Consider the following 19,600-nt stretch of genomic DNA (forward strand, 5'->3'; position numbering starts at 1 on the left):
ACATACCTCATCATAAATTAGAATCAACTACAGCATACCTTCCAGTGTATAAAACATACCCTGAGACGTAATGCAAAACAGGATCTACATATTGGTAGTAAGTCGTTATACCATCAAAATTTTTTAGTGACAATGAACTATTTTTTGCTCTGTTGCTGTAATAATTCATCGCTACATTTACAGCTTGTTTAAAGTTAGCCATGTGTGTCACAATGCTTCCATTTATCTCATCGTAATTTATCTGATACACATCAGATACAATTGTACTGGATTTTCCAAGGCTTTTGTTTAAATCATCTATCACTTTACCATCAAGCAATTTGACTGTGATCCTATCTATATTAGATGTCAAGTTTAAAGCCTGAGGTGAAAAATTTATGCTGAAATTTGGAGTCCTTACAACAATGCTTCCACTTTTGCCGCTAAAGCTTTTTGGGATATTTAAAACCCATGTGTTTGTATCTTTGTATTTGTATCCAGTCAAATCTACTGTGTATGCGCTGGAACTTGCAGCATCATTTCCAAGCGTTATATAGACTACATTACCTGATATATTTGTAGTTGTATTGCCTATTACATCCGGCACACCAGTATCGTACTTTGAGTTAGTTGAAGAATCGGTGTATGCAGATGCATAAGCAAAGCCGCTATTGCCTTTATCATTAATAGGCCTTAACTCAAAATTGTAAAGAGTATTTGGGCTTAGCCCATCAACGTAATACTCCAACTTATCTGTTGATGCGATAAAGGAATAATTTGTATCAATGCTTCTTTTGCCGTATATCTCATAGAGATTTGCACCATTTACGGCATTCCAGTACAAATGTATCGCGTGATCATTTCCGTAAATCGTCTGGGCATAAAATCCAGATGGATTGTCTGGCGCTGTCTGAACATACGTAAATCCGCCTGATAGCACAGCATCTGCGTAATCCGGGTTCAATATCCTTACATCTACTTTTCCAGCGGTATGCTGTGGCGTGACTACAGTTACAGTGGTGTAATTATTGACAACCACTGACTGAGCCAATGCATCTCCAAAGTAGACGAGAAGTCCCGTTTTGAAATTGTCACCCACAATCGTTACAGTATCTCCTCCTCTTGTAGATCCTGTATTAGGAGTTATAGATGTTATAACAGGGTTTGCACCTGTCTTCACATAAGTAAATGCACCTTGCATTGTTGTACTTGCTCCGTCATCTACGTTGTACACCGTGACATCTATCGGCACATTGAGTAGACTCGGATCGCCTGCCGGGGTCTTGACAACTATTTCTGTACTACTGCTTGATACAACCGTGGCTTTATTGCCTTCAAAGTACACCGACACATTGCTTCTAAAGTCGCTGCCAGTTATTGTAACAGTTGTACCACCTGCAATGCTTCCTTTAGAAGGATCTACTTTAGTTATGGCAGGATTTGAAACAGGTGAAACATACTCGATGTTTGCTGTAACCATACCACCATCCGGATTTACAATCTTTAATGTCTTTATACCTATATCGCTCATCGCTGGTGCTACAAATTTTATCTCACTGCCGCTTACTACAGTGACATTTGTCACTTCTACATCATCAATGTAGACTTTAGAGCCGGGTCTTACAAGAGTGTTACCGTCATATATAGGTACAGCAAAATTAGAGCCTACGACAATGACGTGCGTCGTACCATTTACGTTGACTTTTGGTGGTACAATACCGCTTATTGTAGGTTTAGATTGAACGTACGTAAAGCCATTGTCAAGATATCCTATGCCTGTGTCGTAGTTTACGACAGATACCCTTACAGGCCCCGGCACATTGGGAGGCGTCACAACCTTCAACGTTCCATAGTCTACGTATATTACCTTTGTGGCTTTCACATTGCCAAAGTACACATCAGGTCCTATAGGATTGCCATCGCTGTCTTTTAGGATATTGCCATTTTGGTCTTTTGCTATCCTAAAATCTTGCCCTGTTATGGTGATGGTGTCACCGCCATACGTAGAACCTGTATTTGGATCTATCTTCGTTATGACAGGCAAGCTGTTTGGGACGACGTAAGTAAACCCTGCTTCACCACTGTGAAGTCCATAGGTGTAGTTGCCACCATCGTAGTTTATAACTGTGACGTAAGTCATTCCCGGATTTCCTGGCGGCGTCATAGCCTGTATGGTGGTGCCGTCAGAACTTACAGTAATGTTCGTGGCAAGTTGTCCACCGATATAGACTTGTGCTCCACGCCTAAAATCGCTTCCTGTTATTGTTATTGCCGTACCGCCGTTTACAGTGCCTTGATCTGGCGTTATCGACGTTATGACGGGATTTGATTCAGGAACAAGGTAGTGGAACTTCTGTGGGGATTTTGCTGTAGCCGTATCAGGATTTACTACTGTTATGTCATACAGTCCTGTGTACTGCATATCTGGCACAACTGCGGTTATAGTATTCTGATCTATTACGTACACATCGTCCATAACCGTATTGCCTATATAAACTGTTGCACCTTCGCTGTCGCCTATTTTTCTCGAAAAATCACTGCCAAAGATGTACACAAGAGTACCTTTTCCACCGTAATTGGGAGACACGCTGGTTATTTTTGGGTTTGTCTCAATAAGCAAGTATTCAAATCCATCCTTCAATGATGCCGTACCGCCATCTGATGGATTGATAACCTGCACTATCTTTTGCCCCAATGTACCTGCAGGTGTAACAGCATTTATTACAGTATTCCCTGATGTGACACTTTTCACATTAGCTTGTACGCCATCTATGGTGACAATACTTCCTGTCTCAAAATTGCTGCCTGTAATAGTAATCTGTGTACCACCCTTTGTGGGGCCTTTATTAGGATTGACAGAAGTAATCGTGGGAGTCTTCTGTGTATCTTTTATTTCAAACCCGTTTTTAAGTGTGACTGTGCCGCCTGCCGAGCCATTTACCCCATCGTAGTTGGTAACCGTCACATCCTGCCATCCTACCGGATAAGGACTTGTCGTAACAGGCACTATCGCTTTTATCTGTGTGCCTATGTTTAACTTCTTGCCATCTATGATGTTGCCACTATTGTCCACAACGCTTATTACTTGTAAATTTATATTTCTTATAGTTACCATAGGGTACACAGGGACATATACACCATTTTGCACAGTTTGTCCAACATAGAAATCTGTCCCTGTTATTGTTATTAAATTTCCTCCGTACTTAGAGCCAAAATTTGTAAACACATTTGTGATAGTAGGTGCAGTATAGTAGTAATAGCCATTTGTCATCGTCGTAAATCCACGGTTTTGATCCGCATCTTTATTTACGACTTCCACATCTACATATCCAAGGGCACTGCTTTTGGGCGTTATGACAGTCACTATTGACCTATTGCTGGAATCAATAGTCAAGTCTTTTACAGTAGCCAAGACACCTCCAAAATACACGCTGACGCCTGGTCTTATATCAAATCCTTGTATTGTGACAGTATCACCGCCTGCTCTACTACCGCTATTAGGAGATATGCTTAATATTTGAGGATTTGAAGGAAGCGGATTGTACGTAAACTTATTAGCCGGCGAGCTTTGCTCGGAGTACTGCATAACGACATTTCCATTTGAATCCATAATCGTTGTCTCCACTGTCACTACTACATCCACAGACATGGGCTGTCCTGGCGGGTTTAAAGTAATGCTGGGAGATAATACTTTCAAAATCTCCTGTCCTCCAGATGGCGCAGAAACACCTTCTATCACAGCTTTATTACCACCAAATGTCACATAAAGCTTCCTTACTCTCGTACCTACTACATTTTGCCCTGTCACAGGATCTGTATATGTATAGCTGCTATTAGTGTATGTTATCTCCGTATTGTCTGGATTTGCGGTATATGTGGATGGATCGTCACTTCTTTGGAAGTTGTAGCCCCAGATAGTCACATCTGTACTGCCATTTTCATATCCACTGTATGGATTCATGTCTATAGCCACAAGGCTGTCTTGAACAGCAAGGTAGAAGTATCCGTTTTGCTCTGTTACAGTGTACCCTGTAATAGGGTCTACTATGTCTACATTCACAGGTCCAGATTTTGAATAAGGAGGTGTTGTAACCTGTATGGCATCCATGTTGTCTGTAAGGCCAGGCAAACTTACCATTTGAACGTTTTGCCCTTGAACACCACCAAATTTCACTATAAGATCTTGCCTCAAATTTTGGCCGACTATGATGACCTTCGTGCCGCCAGACACTGTGCCTGCATTAGGCGTTATGCTGTCAATCGTTATGATTGATGGTGTAGGAATTATTTGAAGTGCATTTACCAATGTGACTGTTGCACCATTTGATGCAATGATATCGATGTTTTGATATGGCAATGTGGTATCCTTTGGAGCAGGCACTACTACACTCATCTCGGTATCACTTACCACCGTAACATTGCCGCTATTTACAAGGTTTTCCCCAACGTAAACTCTCATGCCACTGCCAAGCGTAGAAAACCCATGACCATATATCGTTATAGTATCGCCTACAATGGCTGTATACTTTGATAAGCTTGTTATATCCTGATTGACTGCAGATAAATTCGTACTGTATGTATTTGATTGACCACCGTATATATTTGTCACGTTGATATTGTATGTTGTATAAGGATCGATCCTTATGCTGGAAGGTATATCTGAAATCAAGACAGAGCCGCTTTGGGACACCACATTTGACGTCTCACCGTTTATATTCCCTACAGCTATATCGCTTAAATTGCTGCCTTCCATTCTTATGTACGACTGTGGCTGCGATATACCTGTCACATTGCCACTGGAATCTCTCGTCACAGTCTTATAATTATCCAATGCTGCACTTTGTATATTAGGATTGTCGATGTATGTGAATCCGTTAGGTATAGCTGCACTTTGCCCATCGCTTCTATGGGCGATAATCATATACGGCTTGTTCAATAAAAGGCCTGCAGCACTCATTGTAGGAACCTTTGCGTATATCTTGCTTTCATTTACACTAAGTATGGTAAGCTTCGTGTTGTCCGAAATAGAATCGATGTAAACCGCATCAATTTGAGATGTCATGTTTCCTGAGCTGTCAAATGTCATAAAAGCACTGCCATCTATCTCTATAGCTGTGGATGTATCATAAGGTCCTTTGGCAGGTGACGCCATAGTGCCATCATAGCGCAATGACTCGACAGAAGTTATATTAGGTGGATTTGAAGCATAAGCTTTCGACATATTTCCTGGGAAAAACGAAAACAAAATGACAAATATCAACAATAGCGACACAAATCTCTTCATCCCACATACCCTCATTTCATCAAATACTTTATTTAAATAGTTCTATGAATGCAAATGAAAAACTATATAATCCAATATTTATATCGACACTTTTCTTTGAAATTTTATAGTTAAAAGCATAAAAAAAACGCTGCAATAAATGCAGCACACCATATTGGGTTGGGGGTGCAGAATATAAATTAATTATGGGGAAAAGGGGAATCATTCTTACATGTTCTATTATATTACAACAATTTGTCGAAATAAATAGGTCTTAAGACCCAATTAATCCAAAATTTAATCATTTATTTGTAATTTTTTCTTCAAATCGGCTTATTTTCAGCATTTTATAAAAACGGATAAAAAAATCTTTTTCGACAAAATATATTAATATTCTACAAGATAATTCAATATAGCAAACTGACAAAGGAGGTATTCAAATGCCAATATTGGAAATAAATTTTGTCCCTGTTGGAACAGGTAGCGCTTCTTACTCAAGTTTTGTACAAGAGGCAGTAGAACTTTTAAACACGAGAGGCCTCAAATACACTGTTACACCTACATCGACAGTCATTGAAGGAAATACAGGAGAACTTATGAAAGTAGCAGAAGAAATCCACAACATACCATTTAAAGATGGAGCAATGAGGGTAGTGACAAACATCATGATCGATGAAAGGCGGGATAAGCCTGATAATATGGAAAAGAGGGTAAGTGAAGTAATCAGTTGATAGAATAAGCGCTTCTGCGCTTATTCTATCTTTGTTATGGCTTTTGTCAACTCGTTTATAGAATTGGTCAGGCTATCTAATTTACCTTCGATTCTAACTAAAAGGTAAATGCTTACTACTATTGGAAACCCAAGATTGGCGATACCTGTAAAAATCTCATTCATGATAACCCTCCTTTACATATTTACAATGCCATTCTTGCATAAAAGCTATGGCACTGTTCAATAAATTTAAAAGCGGGGTTGCCCCCGCCGTATTATTTGACTGCAAATTCTTTTTCGGTTGTGGATACAAGGCTGGCGCTAACTGCTTCTACCAGTTCACCGCCATTTGTGTCAAATATGTTTTTTGAAATTATAGTATCCATAGCTGCTTTAACTTGGCTATCAGTAAGCGTTTCAAGTGCGTTATCCACATTTATTCTGAAATTACTGCCAAGCTTATTTTTAAAGTTCATCTGAAGCTGTACCGCCACTTCTATACCCTCCCTTCTTCCATAATCATCTTAAATTATTACTGCTGAGCCAGATCTACTTGGTTTATGCGGGTCACAGACTTCACAGGATATGTTTGAAGTCCGCTTAAAACTGATGCCACATCCATCACATCCTGATCAAGGGCAGAACTTTTAATGTTGTTGTATGTCCTGCTTCTTATGACGTCGACACCTCTTTCGTCTTTTCCAGTGATGTATGATATGGAAATCCTTGAGCCTTGTGGTGTAGATATAACCGCCATTTTAACACCTCCTTTTAGTTTTTACACTTATAATATAGAAAAAGCGAAAAAATCTTACCCATAAAAAAACAGGAAATTATCATAAAGATAAGTTCCTGTTTTTAATGTATTTACTTTGCCAGCTCGTATATGGCACGGGCGTATATCTTGGCATTTAAGACGAGATCGTCTATCTCAATGTACTCATTTGCCTGATGGTCAAGATCTGGTTTGCCTGGAAAAATCGGCCCAAATGCCACCATGTTTTTCATCTCTTTGGCGTACGTTCCACCGCCAATCGACAATGGCTCATCTTTCCTTCCAGTCACATCCTCATAGACTTTCATAAGAGTCTTTACGAGGATGTGATCTTTAGGAAAATAAAGCGGCGGCTGATGCATCATGTTTTCAAATCTCATGCCGTGTTCACTTATTTTCGCATTAAATGGATTCATCAGATCCTCGTACTTATAAGTTACAGGATACCTTATATTTAAACCTATTGAGCCTCTCTCCTCGTCAAAATTGATAGTTCCTACGTTAAACGAAAGCTCTCCTGTATCATCCTTTAGGTAAACTCCAAATGTCTTGCCATCTGTCTCAAGTCCGACATTTTTCGCAAAAAAGTCTATGAAATCTTTCACATCGTCTTCATCTTGATATATGACATTTAAAAACATCAAAAGCTGCATTATCGCATTCTTCCCAAGATGTGGAAGACTGCCATGAGCTGATACGCCGCGGGATTTTACTATAAGCATGTCGTCTTCTACTTCGCTATCTAAATCAAAGCCTGAAACATCCTTAAACCTCTTAACCTCATCACGAAGAGCTTTTCTTTTGTCTTCATCTTTCACATAAATACCGCATTCACAGTAGTCTGAAACCATATTAGGTCTATTGCCACCTTTTATATACTTAATAACCATATCTTTAGACTTCTTTTCAAAATCTTTTACTACCTCAAACATGGTGATGCCTTTTTCTGCGTATATGACTGGGTAATTGGCATCTGGTGTAAAACCGATTGATGGTGATTCATCGTGTTTAAGGTAATACTCTATTTCTTTAGAGCCTGTCTCTTCATTTGTGCCAAAAAGTATCCTTACCCTCTTGTTTAATTTAAGCCCAGAATCTTTAATGGCTTTTAATGCGTAAAGAGCAGCCATTATAGGTCCTTTATCGTCTGTTGCCCCCCTGCCGTATATCTTGCCATCATGGATTTCGGCTCCATAAGGTGGATAATCCCAGCCGTCCCCTTCAGGCACTACATCCAGATGCCCTAAGACGCCTACTATCTCATCGCCTTCACCGTATTCTGCATATCCTACATATCCGTCTACATTTTTCGTCTTGAAGCCCAATCTTTTAGCTATGTCTAAAGCTAATTCCAACGCCTTTGCGACTCCTTCGCCATAAGGCATCCCCGGCTTCATGTCCCCCTCAGTGCTTTTTATCTTGATGATTTCCTGCGTCGACTTGATTAAGTCGTCTTTTAAAGCATTTACATATTGATCTAATACCATAAAAAGCCCTCCTATTTATTTACTTTAATTACATTATAGTCCCTTTTTAAAAAGAAATAAAGCAATACGAGTTAAACTCGCATTGCCTCAAAAGTTATTCGTCATCCCTTAAAGCCCGTAAATATTTATTTGCATACCTTCTGTAAAGAAGAAGCGCTGTTGCTGAGAAAAATACAGGCCCAATTATCATCCATATAGTAGACGTGTAGTCACCTGATGTCATAGGCTCTATAATGGTGAAGAAATTTGCAAAACCTACCGTAGCTGCACTTAAAATAGTGACAGTCATCACCATTCCTTTGCTTTTAAACACTTGATATCCTTTCTTTATGCTGCTTTTGCCTTTAAAATAAGGATATGCGATGATTAAGAACATATAAGGCAGTGTCATGGCAACATTAGCCATCAAAACAAGCCTTGTGAAGAATACCTTCGCGATATCTCCGCCAAATGACACCAAAAATATCATAGCCACCACGATGCCGCACTGAACCCATATAGCCACTTTTGGTATTCCATCTTCAACATAACCTATGTTGGAAGGCCATAGTTCTTTCGGAGTACCTTCTACAAGCTGTTTAAGCGGTGCATAAGCAAGCGTGAAAAACGCTCCTGTAAGCGCTAAAAACATGGATATGCCTACGATCCTGGCAACCCAATTTCCCAGTGATACGGATGCTGCTTGACCCATGCCTAAACTTGTCCCCAACTGATAACCAAGATTATTCATTATCACGTACGCCACATTGGCTAAGTTTATCTTGTCAGAAGATAAAACATCTTTCCAGTTTGTAAAAATACCGATTAAGAAAATACCAAGCGAATAACCCACAGCTATTATTGAAGCAGCTATCATCATGCCTCTCGGGAACGTCTTTTCAGCATTTTCCGTCTGATCTACGACACCGCCCACTACTTCTGTGCCACCGTATGCAAAAATTGCAAATACCACAAATGACAAGACAGATAGCGGTGTTGCATAGGAAGGGTTTGGCGATGCCACAAACGAGCTAATTCCCGTAATCGGCTCTTTAAATTTCCCGCCTGTAGCAATAAACACTATCAAAGAGCCAACTAACAAAACAACGTTTAGCAAAAGTACAGCCGTGCCACCTACAGAAGCTACTTTCGAGACACCGCTTAGACCTTTGCTGGCCACAAAAGTTATGACGATGATAAGGATTATTCCCAGCATTCCCAGCGTCTGAGTTGAATTAAGCCCTAAAAAGTGAAGCTCAGATGTCTTGTCGCTTCCAAATATGGCATTCGAAAGTGGAATCCAAATCGTCGAGCATATGTTTACAAGCCATACAACATACGATGCATACCACATAAAAGTGCCTGTAAATGCAAAAAGCGGTCCTACGGATTTCTCCATCCATGTATATATACCGCCGCTTTCTTCTTTAAAAGCAGCACCATACTCAGCCATCATAAATGCAAATGGGATGAAAAACGTGATGCCTGATAAAATATACCATGGAATAGCGCCATATCCCATAAGGTAGAAAGATCTTGGCATGTTTGTAAAGCCAAAGACAGATGTAAATATCATTAAAATCAATGATAATTGGGATAACTTCTTTCTAGCATTTTCTTTTGTTGTCATCTGATTCCTCCTTTTGTTTAATTATTAAATTATTTTAATACATTTATTATAATTTAAACTTGCGATTTTTGCAATATTTAAGCATTTTCCAGCATTTCTCATCTAAAATTCATCAACCATTCTTCTCCAAATACGAGATAATTAAGTCAAAAAGCTTTTTTCTTTCTCTTTTATTATTGACATCTGAAAGCTCAATATTCTCTAAAAACAAAATATCCTTGCCTGTTCTCACTTTGTAGTGTAAACATGATTTATAAAGGATTTCTCTTAAACTTTTTGTAAGTTTCAAAAGAGAACAAATCTTTTCGATCAACATAACTTCTTCTTTTTTGAAAAAGCTGTCATCAACTTTTGCAAAATTCTCAGCTTTTTTTATGAAAGCATCAATTTTTTCAATATTACCTTGAATAAACTCCAAGACATCTTCTTTAGAAACCGTATCAATGCCAACTCTATCTGAAACCACTTTAATTAAAAAGATCCTATGTTGCTCTATGTATTTTGATGCAGAAATATAAAAGCCACTGGACTCCATATCGCACAAATCTTCCTCTAAAAGTTCTGGACTTGAAATAGGCTTATCAAAAGTTTCGATAGAACATTCCTTAAAATCATGCTTCAAAAGCACATCTGTATAGTAGTCTTTTCCAGTTGAAGCATCTTTTATTTTATTGATAAGATGCGGTGTGCCTATTTGAAATCCATCTTTTGCACCGCAAATGCCTATATTTACTACAATGTCACCATCATTAGGCGGTGTTTTTGCTAAAAGATATGATGTAGCTGCAGCACAATTAACCTTGCCAACACCCGTTATTATCAATCTCATGTTATCGCTTTTAAAAATTTGATAAAATCTTTCGTCCACATCTTTCTTCAAATTGTAATAATCTATAATAGGCTTTGCCTCCACATACATAGATACAGATATGTAAACCATAATTCCTAAACTCCTTTTTTAACTTTGCAAAACGCCTATAATATTATAATTCTTTTACCGTGACTTAACAAATAAATTTTAATTTTATGCCATAGTAAATATGTAAGCAATAAAAGTCAGGTGTCAATGGTAATGAAAAAGGCGGGAGGTGCATTCCCGTCTTTTTCTGCGTATATCTACTCATTTTGGAATAAAGTAAAACGCAATGCAGCACCTAAATTTTTATTATAGGTGGAGATTGCGGCTACTATTTTTGTTCAATCAACTCTATATATGATTGCTCCAAGACTTCTAAGCTTATCCTCGATGTTTACATAACCTCTATCTATATGGTAAACATCGTTTATAATGGTCTTTCCATCCGCTATAAGTCCTGCTAATATTAGTGCAGCTCCAGCTCTTAAATCTGTTGCCTTCACTTCTGCACCTGATAAATGATCAATACCTGTTACGACTGCGGTTCTTCCTTCGATTTTTATATCCGCACCCATCCTTTTTAGCTCGTCTACATGCATAAATCTGTTTTCAAACACTGTCTCTATGATTACACTGGTTCCTTTCGCTCCAGCCATCATAGCCATCATCTGAGCCTGCATGTCTGTAGGAAAACCCGGATACGGCAGTGTCTTTATGTCCACTGCTTTATAGCTTTCACAACCTTTTACCCTCACGCCTGTGCCTTCTTCATACACTTCAATACCACACTCGGTTAATTTGGCAATTATGGGCTTGACGTGATCGACTATGACATTTTCTATAAGCACATCACCGCCAGTCATGGCAGACGCAACCATGTACGTACCGGCTTCAATTCTATCTGGTATAACAGTGTGTTCTGTGGCTTTCAGCTCTTTCACGCCTTCTATCCTTATTGTGTCTGTGCCAGCACCTTTTATGTTAGCTCCCATCTTATTGAGAAAATTGGCAAGATCCACTACTTCCGGCTCTTCGGCTGCATTTTCAATGGTAGTAAGCCCATCTGCAAATACGGCAGCCATCATGATATTCTCCGTTGCGCCAACGCTTGGAAAGTCCAGATAAACCTTTTTGCCTACAAGCTTTTTAGCTTTTGCTTCCACATAGCCATGACCTATGTCTATCTCCGCCCCCAACGTCTGAAACCCTTTTAAGTGCAAGTCTATAGGTCTTGTCCCTATGGCACAGCCACCCGGCAGCGATATCTTTGCATGACCCAATCTTGCCAGGATAGGCCCCATCACAAGGAAAGATGCTCTCATCTTTTTAACCAGTTCATACGGCGCCTCCACATCTTTTATGTCCACATTTATCTTAAGCTTTCCATCTTGTAATGTACACTTGGCACCCAAAAATCTGATAAGCTCTATCATCACATTCACATCTTTAAGCTCTGGCACATCATCTATAATTACTTCACCTTGCGAAAGCAAAGATGCTGCGATGATAGGCAAAACAGAATTTTTCGCTCCACTTACCTTTACAGTGCCCTTCAGCGCAGGGCTACTTTCAACGACAATCCTCGTGTATACCACCCTCTATTGTTAATATTCTATTGCTATAACAGGTGTTGCCAGCCAGATATATGTTTTGTCATCGTAACTGCTATACCTTACTGCAACGTTCAAATTTATTTTTTCACTACCAATCTCAATATATTCCTTAATTTTATTTGTGTGAGCAGAAATACTGACTAAATTTTCATCATTTAATCCTTCTACTTTAGAAGCATCCGTGTCCTTCATCACTTCTTCTAATATACTACTTATTTTGCCATTATTCAACTTTCCATCGTATGTACCGACAAAACACGTAGCAATCTCTGGAGTAAGACTTAAACTTGAATACGCCTTTTTGATTTTTTCATCCTCATTGACAACATCCTTATTTCCATGAAGCAAATATTCGTCTATTAAAATGTATGTTTCATTAGCAGCATCGTTTTTGACGCTTTGTACGACAATTGAAATTTTTTTGTCTTTAGCGTCGTATTCCGCATCGTACTGTCTGAAATTGGACTGATCAAGTTTCGAAACTTTAACAACTTTATCGTCAATTTCCAACGATTTTATAAGATTTTCTACAATTTTATTCATTTGACTAAAAGGCGTAAAATCGGAATTCAACTTCGCCCATCCGTTGATATTTGCGTACTGGTACGATGCCCCAGTTTTTGAAAAAGCCTCTTCTATGACTGAAACATCATTCCCTTTTGCAGAAAACGCATCCATCTGAGAGTTTAACATAAAAACCACCACGACTATTGTAACAGCAATCAATGATAACTTATTAAACATATTCATTCCTCCAAAATCAAAATAAAAGTGGGCGGTATCATACGGTAAATTCACAAGGGGGATAATAAATTCACCATACGTTCCGCCCAACCTAATATAATTATTGACAATTTTAATGTATTTATACATAAAAACATCCATCAATTTAACGATGGATGTTTAAACTCCTTAAAGCACTTTATAATTTTTAAAGGCAGCGTTATACGCTGCCTTTAAATTCATCTATTTTTTCATCTGTCATGCCAAATGCGTATTTTATGGCTTGTACAATGCGCCTTGATGCATTGCCATCCCCATATGGATTTACTGCATTTGCCATCCTGTCGTATTCATTTTTATCTGTAAGTAAAAGTTTTGCTTCACTGTATACTCTATCAAAGTCCGTTCCTATTATCTTTACAGTACCTGCTTTAACTGCTTCAGGCCTTTCTGTAACATCTCTTAATACCAAGACAGGTTTTCCTAATGATGGCACTTCTTCCTGAAGTCCTCCTGAGTCTGTCATAACCATGTAACACCTTTTTAAGAGGTTGTGCATCTCATCCGTATCGATTGGATCCAGCAGCAACACATTGTCAAGATTGTCAAGAACGCTAAATACCGTATCCCTTACGATGGGATTTTTGTGAACTGGGTATATGATATACGTATCCTTAAAATCGATGGCTATTTTCCTCAATGCATTGCATATATTTTCTATTGGCAAACCCCAATTTTCTCTGCGATGTGCCGTAACAACGATGACTCTTTTGTTATTGTAGTCAACGTCATTTAACCTGTCATCCCGAAAGATGTAATTTTCCTTCACAGTGTATTTCATGGCATCTATGACAGTGTTGCCTGTGACAAATATGCTGCTTTCATCTACGCCTTCTTTTATGAGATTTTCCTTTGCAGTCTGTGTCGGTGCAAAGTGCAAATCTGTAAGAACCCCTGTAAGCTTTCTATTCATCTCCTCAGGGTACGGAAACCATTTATCGAAAGACCTTAGCCCTGCTTCTACATGGCCTACCTTTATCTTTTTGTAAAAAGCCGACAAAGCAGCAACAAAGGTCGTAGTGGTATCGCCGTGAACCAAAATCAAATCAGGCTTTTCCTTCTCCAAGACATCGTCAAGCCCTCTTAAGACAGATGATGTTATGTCGGATAGTGACTGGCTTTCCTTCATCACATCAAGGTCATACTTAGGAATGACATTAAAAAGCCTCAGCACCTGATCAAGCATGTCCCGGTGCTGAGCTGTAACGCACACGACTGTATCTATTCCATCGGCACATTGAAGCTCTTTTACAAGCGGTGCCATCTTAATCGCCTCAGGCCTTGTGCCGAAAATAGGCATTACTTTTAGCATGTCTTCAGCTCCTTATATTTACACATTCATGTTTTTAGCTTTGTGCCCATAAAGTCCCATCTTGTCTGCGCCCCACAAAACAGCTAAGATCGCAACAATCAATATGATGTAGCCTTTTGCACCATTTGTGGAGGATATAAGTATCGCGCTTAAACCTAAGAACAAACTTACACCGTACATGACAAAAACCGCCTGCTTCTGCGAAAGGCCCAACGCTAAAAGCCTGTGGTGCAAATGCCCTTTGTCTGCCTCCATGATAGGCTTTTTATTTGCCAAACGCCTTATTATTGCAAATATCGTGTCAAATACCGGAACGCCAAGAGCTAATATGGGAACAGCAATCGCAATGGCAGCAGCCGATTTTACTGCACCTTGTATAGATACCGCCGACAAAATGAAGCCTAAAAACATGGCGCCAGTATCGCCCATGAATATCTTGGCAGGGTTGAAATTGTACGGCAAGAATCCCAGTGCCGCTCCAGTGACAGCAACAGTAATAAGCGCAGTAGCATATCGCCCATTTAGCAAAGACACCACAAACAGCGAACCTGATGATATGGATGCTATACCTGCAGCTAATCCGTCAAGTCCATCAATAAGGTTCATGGCATTTGTAATACCTACGATCCAAAATATACTAAGAGGTATCGCAAAAACACCCATATTTATCATGCCATCGCCAAATGGATTTGTAAGCCAATCGATCCTTACACCGCTTAAGACAACCACAAATGCTGCTAAAAGCTGTCCTAATAGCTTCACTTTAGCTTTTAATTCGTATTTATCGTCAAATATCCCTAAAGCGACTATTATCGTGCTTCCTGCAATGATTCCAAGGTTAGTCTCCGATTTTGGCAAAAACAGAAGCATACTTAAAACTGTACCAAAGTATATGGCCAATCCGCCTATAAGCGGTACAGGCTTATTGTGAACACGTCTTTTATCCTTTGGTATGTCGATGGCTCCGATTTTATAAGCCAACTTCTTTGCCGCTGGTGTAGCCATAAGTGCAGCCACAAAAGCCACAACAAACGACAAAATGTATATTTTCATTTTAACACTCCCCTGAACTTATCATAATTATATAATATTCCACCAACGCCATTATTGTCAACTATTTATCGTCTTTCCATCTTCACAACTTCTACAGAAGCTTCCTTCAAATACTCAAATGAAAGATTATCAGGGTAATCCCCTTCATAGACAACTCTTTTTATGCCTGCATTGATAATCATCTTGGCACACATAGAACACGGGCTTGCACTTACATAGATAGTAGCATCTTTTGTGCTTACACCGTTTAATGCGGCTTGTATTATGGCATTCTGCTCGGCATGAGTGCCTCTACAAAGCTCGTGTCTCTCACCTGATGGTATGTTTAGGCTTTCCCTCATGCACCCTACTTCCTCACAGTGTTTAAGACCTGTGGGTGCACCGTTGTACCCTGTCGATATGATGTGCTTGTCCTTCACAATGACAGCACCAACCTGCCTCCTCAAACAAGTAGATCTGGTCTTCACCACATCTACCACCATCATAAAATACTCATCCCACGATGGCCTCATCTTTACGTTCCTCTTACTTCGTTCCGAAAAGCCTGTCACCGGCATCGCCAAGACCGGGCACAATATATCCATGCTCATTTAGCCTCTCATCTATGCAAGCTAAATAGATAGGCACTTCCGGATGATCCCTGTGAACAGCTTCTATGCCTTCAGGTGCAGCTATGAGGTTGACAAGCTTTATGCTTTGTGCACCTCTCTCTTTCAGAAAGTGTATGGCAGCAGATGCGGATCCACCTGTTGCAAGCATAGGATCTACTACAATGAGATCCCTCTCATTTATATCAGAAGGCAACTTGCAGTAGTATTCAACAGGCTTCAATGTCTCGGGATCCCTGTAAAGCCCTATATGTCCAACCTTAGCTGCAGGTATAAGCTTCATCATGCCATCTACCATGCCAAGTCCTGCTCTTAAGATTGGCACTATGCCTAACTTTTTGCCAGCTATAACCTTCGTCTTGGCAACCGCAATAGGTGTCTTTACTTCTATCTCTTCCAATGGAAGATCTCTCGTCACTTCATACGCCATAAGCATAGATATCTCTTCTACAAGCTCTCTAAATTCCTTTGACCCTGTATTTTCGTCTCTTATCAAACTGATTTTGTGCTGTATTAATGGATGATCTAACACATAAACATTATCGTACATTCATTTACCTCCTATGTCATCTCAAGTATTTTTTTTCAATCTCAGAAATCTTGTCAATCCTCTTTTGATGCCTACCGCCTTGAAATTCTGCGTCAAGCCATTCATCCACCAAAAGTGCTGCAAGACCTGGTCCTACAACTCTTCCCCCCATGCAAAGCACGTTTGCATTGTTGTGCTCTTTTGAGTACCTTGCTGAAAAGGCATCAGACACGTGCGCTGCCCTTATGCCAGGCACTTTATTGGCAGCAATCGATATGCCAACGCCTGTTCCACACAAAAGTATGCCTTTCTCATACTGTCCGCTGGCTACAGCCTCTGCCACTTCTCTGGCGTAATCAGGATAGTCTACAGACTCCTCACTAAATGTACCGAAATCCTTATACTCTATCCCTCTTTCCTCAAGATGCTTCTTTATGGCTTCTTTAAGCTCATATCCACCGTGATCAGAACCTATTGCAATCATTGAAAAGCTCCTTTCTACAATTTTTCTATTATACGCATTATAGATGCATATATTTCCTCTGCAGTTTTCTTGTACACATCTATGCCTCTTCCAAACGGATCCTCAATATCTCCTTTTTGACCTGCAAATTCATTTAATGTAAAGACTTTATCTGCAAATTCGGGATGTCTTTTTAAGATAAACTCCCTTTGCGCCTCTGTCATAGTCAAGACTAAATCAGCATCCTTAATATGCTCTTCTTTAATGAGCCTCGATTTGTGATTTGATATATCAATGCCGTATTTTTCTTTTAAAACCCTAATAGCTTCATCTGTGGCTGGCAATCCATCGTAAGTCATAGTGCCTGCTGATTCCGCTACATGAGATAAGCCTTTCTCCCTTGCTATATGGTTAAATATTCCTTCAGCCATGCTGCTTCTGCATGTATTTCCTGTGCAAACGAATAATACCTTCATAAAATACATTTTTCTCCTTACACATTGATTTCCTTGTATCCAGCGGCTTTTTCAAGCCTATTCATTATAGCTAGTCCAATTTCATCATAGTCAAACCCTTCAGCGTACACTACATCAACGCCTTTTTTGTCGAATTCCCTAAGACACCTAAACAGATTTTTAGCGATAGTCTCCGGTCTTTCCCTGTTGCCTACTACTAAAACTTCCCCATTTCGATATTTTTCGCATGTTTGCTCTGTTGCCATTATACCAACTTTTTTGCCATTATTCAATTGAAATTCTGTCAACTCTTGTATTTTTTTTATAACATCGCCTATATTTCCCTTGACTATGTAGACTTCTGCATCTGGTGAATAGTGCTTGTACTTCATGCCTGGTGATTTAGGCTTTACATCCAAAGAAGGCTTTTTATATACTATAGGATCTACTTCAACACTGCCAACTACGCCCATTATCATCTCTTTTGTAATACCACCTGGCCTTAAAATGGTAGGAATCTCTCCCGTCATGTCTACCACTGTAGACTCTACACCTACATCACAGCTTCCACCATCTATTATCATGTCAACTCTGCCGTAAAGGTCGCTAATAACGTGTGAAGCATCTGTAGGGCTTGGCTTACCGGATAGATTAGCACTTGGAGCAGACACAGGTATGCCAGCTCTTTTTATAAGTGTATGTGCAATCTTATTAGACGGCATTCTAATGGCTACAGTATTCATTCCGGCTGTATTTATAGACGGAACAATATCAGACTTTTCAAATATCATGGTCAATGGTCCCGGCCAAAACTGACGTGCCAGCTTTAACGCATCATTTGGGACATTTTTAGCATATTTAAAGAGATCCTGAAACTCTGAAATATGCAAAATAAGTGGATTATCCTGAGGTCTACCTTTAGCTATAAATATCTTTGCAACTGCATCTGGATTTAGTGAATTGGCACCAATGCCGTAAACTGTCTCGGTGGGAAAAGCCACAAGTCCACCATTTAGAAGTATACTTGCTGCTTCGTCAATTAAATTTATGTCTGGATTATCTCTGTCAAGCTTAACTACTTTTGTCATTTGTCACAACCCTTTCAATCATTTCATAAAACTCTCGTAATTATTATACCACTAATGATTCCTGCAATCATTCCAAATACAGAAATCCTTCCCCTGTACAAGTCTCTCGACTCAGGGATCATCTCACCGCAAGTTACATAAAGCATGGCGCCGCCAGCAATCCCTAAATTAAGCGCTATGAAAAAAGGGGATATCTCTCCCATATAAACGCCAGCAATAGCTCCTAAGCCTGTAGGTATACCCGCCAGTATTGCATAAATCATGTTTTTAAATGGCGTTACACCACCTATCGATAGAGGCGTCGCCATAGCTATTCCTTCAGGTATGTCGTGAAGGGCAATGACAATTGCAATGCTTAAGCCGAAACTACTGGATGACATAAATCCAGAGCCTACAGCAAGTCCTTCAGGAAAATTATGTATTGCAATAGCAAATCCCATTATTATCCCCTCTTTTAAGTAGTTATTTATTTTCTCCTTATCAGGCAGTATATCTTCAAAAAACACCACGATTAATACTCCTGCTATAAGCCCCAACATACCCACATTCAATCCACCTGTCTCAAAGGCATGTGGAAGCAAATCAAATGTGACTACAGACAGCATGAGACCACCTGCAAAGCCCAGTATTGTGCTTAAAAATCGCTTTGATGGTTTTTTAAAAAGAAATGTTATGGCACCACCTGTACCAGTGCCTATTATGCCGATAACAAACCCCAACACAACAACGTGAAAATTGCTCACAATATCACCTCATCTAAGTAAAATTTATTCTGCAAAAAAGCATAATATGATATGTGGCAAAATAAAATCTACCCGGATGGTAGGAGGTCCATCCGGGTAGAAAAGCGCCCTCAATGAGGACAGCTGGGGGGCAATATTTATATTTTCATAATGTGAATCATTAAAGTGTTTTCTTTATTATAAATGAGAAATCAATATTTGGTCAAGTTAAAAAAATTTAACAATTTAAAAAAATATATAAGTTGTGTAAGTAGCAATAATCTCTTTCAGAT

Annotated in this window: 18 protein-coding genes; 1 reads left to right on the plus strand and 17 read right to left on the minus strand. The window is 39.4% G+C overall.

Going from position 1 to position 19,600, the window contains the following annotated elements; all coding sequences use genetic code 11:
- Positions 1-10 precede the first annotated feature (10 nt).
- The gene (locus tag THEXY_RS11015; protein ID WP_013788913.1) at positions 11-5,263 is read right to left on the minus strand and encodes an IPT/TIG domain-containing protein; all 5,253 of its coding nucleotides are present in this window, start codon (positions 5,261-5,263) and stop codon (positions 11-13) included.
- 419 nt (positions 5,264-5,682) lie between these two features.
- On the opposite strand from THEXY_RS11015, the gene THEXY_RS11020 reads away from it, so the two are divergent.
- Positions 5,683-5,973 carry an MTH1187 family thiamine-binding protein gene (locus THEXY_RS11020; RefSeq protein ID WP_013788914.1) on the plus strand — a complete coding sequence of 97 codons (291 nt, stop codon included), beginning with the start codon at positions 5,683-5,685 and terminating at the stop codon, positions 5,971-5,973.
- A 20-nt stretch (positions 5,974-5,993) separates the two neighbouring features.
- Here THEXY_RS11020 and THEXY_RS12440 read toward each other — a convergent pair whose 3' ends face one another.
- The 16 genes from THEXY_RS12440 to THEXY_RS11095 all read right to left on the minus strand — a co-directional run bounded on the left by THEXY_RS12440 (position 5,994) and on the right by THEXY_RS11095 (position 19,328).
- Positions 5,994-6,137, minus strand: coding sequence for a YvrJ family protein (locus THEXY_RS12440; RefSeq protein WP_013788915.1), 144 nt, complete (start codon positions 6,135-6,137; stop codon positions 5,994-5,996).
- A 92-nt stretch (positions 6,138-6,229) separates the two neighbouring features.
- Positions 6,230-6,448, minus strand: a complete 219-nt coding sequence (locus THEXY_RS11025) for a DUF2922 domain-containing protein (RefSeq protein WP_013788916.1) — start codon at positions 6,446-6,448, stop codon at positions 6,230-6,232.
- Between the two features lie 38 nt (positions 6,449-6,486).
- Positions 6,487-6,711 (minus strand): DUF1659 domain-containing protein, encoded by a 225-nt coding sequence (locus THEXY_RS11030; protein ID WP_013788917.1) that lies wholly within the window; start codon positions 6,709-6,711, stop codon positions 6,487-6,489.
- 110 nt (positions 6,712-6,821) lie between these two features.
- Complete coding sequence (pepV, locus tag THEXY_RS11035; protein WP_013788918.1) at positions 6,822-8,216, minus strand: dipeptidase PepV; 1,395 nt, start codon at positions 8,214-8,216, stop codon at positions 6,822-6,824.
- Between the two features lie 94 nt (positions 8,217-8,310).
- A complete protein-coding gene (gene yjeM, locus THEXY_RS11040; RefSeq protein ID WP_013788919.1) occupies positions 8,311-9,825 on the minus strand; it encodes a glutamate/gamma-aminobutyrate family transporter YjeM in 1,515 nt (504 codons plus the stop codon).
- Positions 9,826-9,937: 112 nt separating this feature from the next.
- A complete protein-coding gene (locus tag THEXY_RS11045) occupies positions 9,938-10,765 on the minus strand; it encodes a 5'-methylthioadenosine/S-adenosylhomocysteine nucleosidase family protein (protein ID WP_013788920.1) in 828 nt (275 codons plus the stop codon).
- Positions 10,766-11,022: 257 nt separating this feature from the next.
- The gene (murA, locus tag THEXY_RS11050) at positions 11,023-12,276 is read right to left on the minus strand and encodes a UDP-N-acetylglucosamine 1-carboxyvinyltransferase (RefSeq protein WP_013788921.1); all 1,254 of its coding nucleotides are present in this window, start codon (positions 12,274-12,276) and stop codon (positions 11,023-11,025) included.
- A 9-nt stretch (positions 12,277-12,285) separates the two neighbouring features.
- Entirely contained in the window at positions 12,286-13,038 is a 753-nt protein-coding gene (locus THEXY_RS11055) for a YwmB family TATA-box binding protein (RefSeq protein WP_041592136.1), read from the minus strand.
- A gap of 199 nt (positions 13,039-13,237) precedes the next feature.
- On the minus strand, positions 13,238-14,389 hold the full coding sequence (wecB, locus tag THEXY_RS11060; RefSeq protein ID WP_013788923.1) for a non-hydrolyzing UDP-N-acetylglucosamine 2-epimerase: 1,152 nt from the start codon (positions 14,387-14,389) through the stop codon (positions 13,238-13,240).
- A gap of 18 nt (positions 14,390-14,407) precedes the next feature.
- Positions 14,408-15,442 (minus strand): MraY family glycosyltransferase, encoded by a 1,035-nt coding sequence (locus tag THEXY_RS11065; RefSeq protein ID WP_013788924.1) that lies wholly within the window; start codon positions 15,440-15,442, stop codon positions 14,408-14,410.
- A gap of 65 nt (positions 15,443-15,507) precedes the next feature.
- A complete protein-coding gene (locus THEXY_RS11070; protein WP_041592137.1) occupies positions 15,508-15,954 on the minus strand; it encodes a deoxycytidylate deaminase in 447 nt (148 codons plus the stop codon).
- A gap of 13 nt (positions 15,955-15,967) precedes the next feature.
- A complete protein-coding gene (gene upp / locus THEXY_RS11075; protein WP_013788926.1) occupies positions 15,968-16,600 on the minus strand; it encodes a uracil phosphoribosyltransferase in 633 nt (210 codons plus the stop codon).
- 16 nt (positions 16,601-16,616) lie between these two features.
- The gene (gene rpiB, locus THEXY_RS11080) at positions 16,617-17,063 is read right to left on the minus strand and encodes a ribose 5-phosphate isomerase B (RefSeq protein WP_013788927.1); all 447 of its coding nucleotides are present in this window, start codon (positions 17,061-17,063) and stop codon (positions 16,617-16,619) included.
- Between the two features lie 14 nt (positions 17,064-17,077).
- Positions 17,078-17,518: a low molecular weight protein arginine phosphatase gene (locus tag THEXY_RS11085; RefSeq protein WP_041592138.1), complete on the minus strand. Its 441-nt coding sequence runs from the start codon at positions 17,516-17,518 to the stop codon at positions 17,078-17,080.
- Positions 17,519-17,535: 17 nt separating this feature from the next.
- Complete coding sequence (locus THEXY_RS11090; protein ID WP_013788929.1) at positions 17,536-18,585, minus strand: L-threonylcarbamoyladenylate synthase; 1,050 nt, start codon at positions 18,583-18,585, stop codon at positions 17,536-17,538.
- A 23-nt stretch (positions 18,586-18,608) separates the two neighbouring features.
- Positions 18,609-19,328: a ZIP family metal transporter gene (locus THEXY_RS11095; RefSeq protein ID WP_013788930.1), complete on the minus strand. Its 720-nt coding sequence runs from the start codon at positions 19,326-19,328 to the stop codon at positions 18,609-18,611.
- Positions 19,329-19,600 lie beyond the last annotated feature (272 nt).

It is taken from the genome of Thermoanaerobacterium xylanolyticum LX-11 (genome assembly GCF_000189775.2).
In the GTDB taxonomy this organism is placed as follows: domain Bacteria; phylum Bacillota; class Thermoanaerobacteria; order Thermoanaerobacterales; family Thermoanaerobacteraceae; genus Thermoanaerobacterium; species Thermoanaerobacterium thermosulfurigenes.

Coding starts and splice junctions, on each gene's coding strand:
- THEXY_RS11090 (WP_013788929.1), bottom strand. CDS start 18,585: ATGACAAAAGTAGTTAAGCTTGACAGAGATAATCCAGACATAAATTTA.
- pepV (WP_013788918.1), bottom strand. CDS start 8,216: ATGGTATTAGATCAATATGTAAATGCTTTAAAAGACGACTTAATCAAG.
- yjeM (WP_013788919.1), bottom strand. CDS start 9,825: ATGACAACAAAAGAAAATGCTAGAAAGAAGTTATCCCAATTATCATTG.
- THEXY_RS11030 (WP_013788917.1), bottom strand. CDS start 6,711: ATGGCGGTTATATCTACACCACAAGGCTCAAGGATTTCCATATCATAC.
- upp (WP_013788926.1), bottom strand. CDS start 16,600: ATGTACGATAATGTTTATGTGTTAGATCATCCATTAATACAGCACAAA.
- THEXY_RS12440 (WP_013788915.1), bottom strand. CDS start 6,137: ATGAATGAGATTTTTACAGGTATCGCCAATCTTGGGTTTCCAATAGTA.
- THEXY_RS11020 (WP_013788914.1), top strand. CDS start 5,683: ATGCCAATATTGGAAATAAATTTTGTCCCTGTTGGAACAGGTAGCGCT.
- THEXY_RS11015 (WP_013788913.1), bottom strand. CDS start 5,263: ATGAAGAGATTTGTGTCGCTATTGTTGATATTTGTCATTTTGTTTTCG.
- THEXY_RS11070 (WP_041592137.1), bottom strand. CDS start 15,954: ATGAGGCCATCGTGGGATGAGTATTTTATGATGGTGGTAGATGTGGTG.
- THEXY_RS11045 (WP_013788920.1), bottom strand. CDS start 10,765: ATGGTTTACATATCTGTATCTATGTATGTGGAGGCAAAGCCTATTATA.
- THEXY_RS11085 (WP_041592138.1), bottom strand. CDS start 17,518: ATGAAGGTATTATTCGTTTGCACAGGAAATACATGCAGAAGCAGCATG.
- rpiB (WP_013788927.1), bottom strand. CDS start 17,063: ATGATTGCAATAGGTTCTGATCACGGTGGATATGAGCTTAAAGAAGCC.
- THEXY_RS11065 (WP_013788924.1), bottom strand. CDS start 15,442: ATGAAAATATACATTTTGTCGTTTGTTGTGGCTTTTGTGGCTGCACTT.
- wecB (WP_013788923.1), bottom strand. CDS start 14,389: ATGCTAAAAGTAATGCCTATTTTCGGCACAAGGCCTGAGGCGATTAAG.
- THEXY_RS11055 (WP_041592136.1), bottom strand. CDS start 13,038: ATGTTTAATAAGTTATCATTGATTGCTGTTACAATAGTCGTGGTGGTT.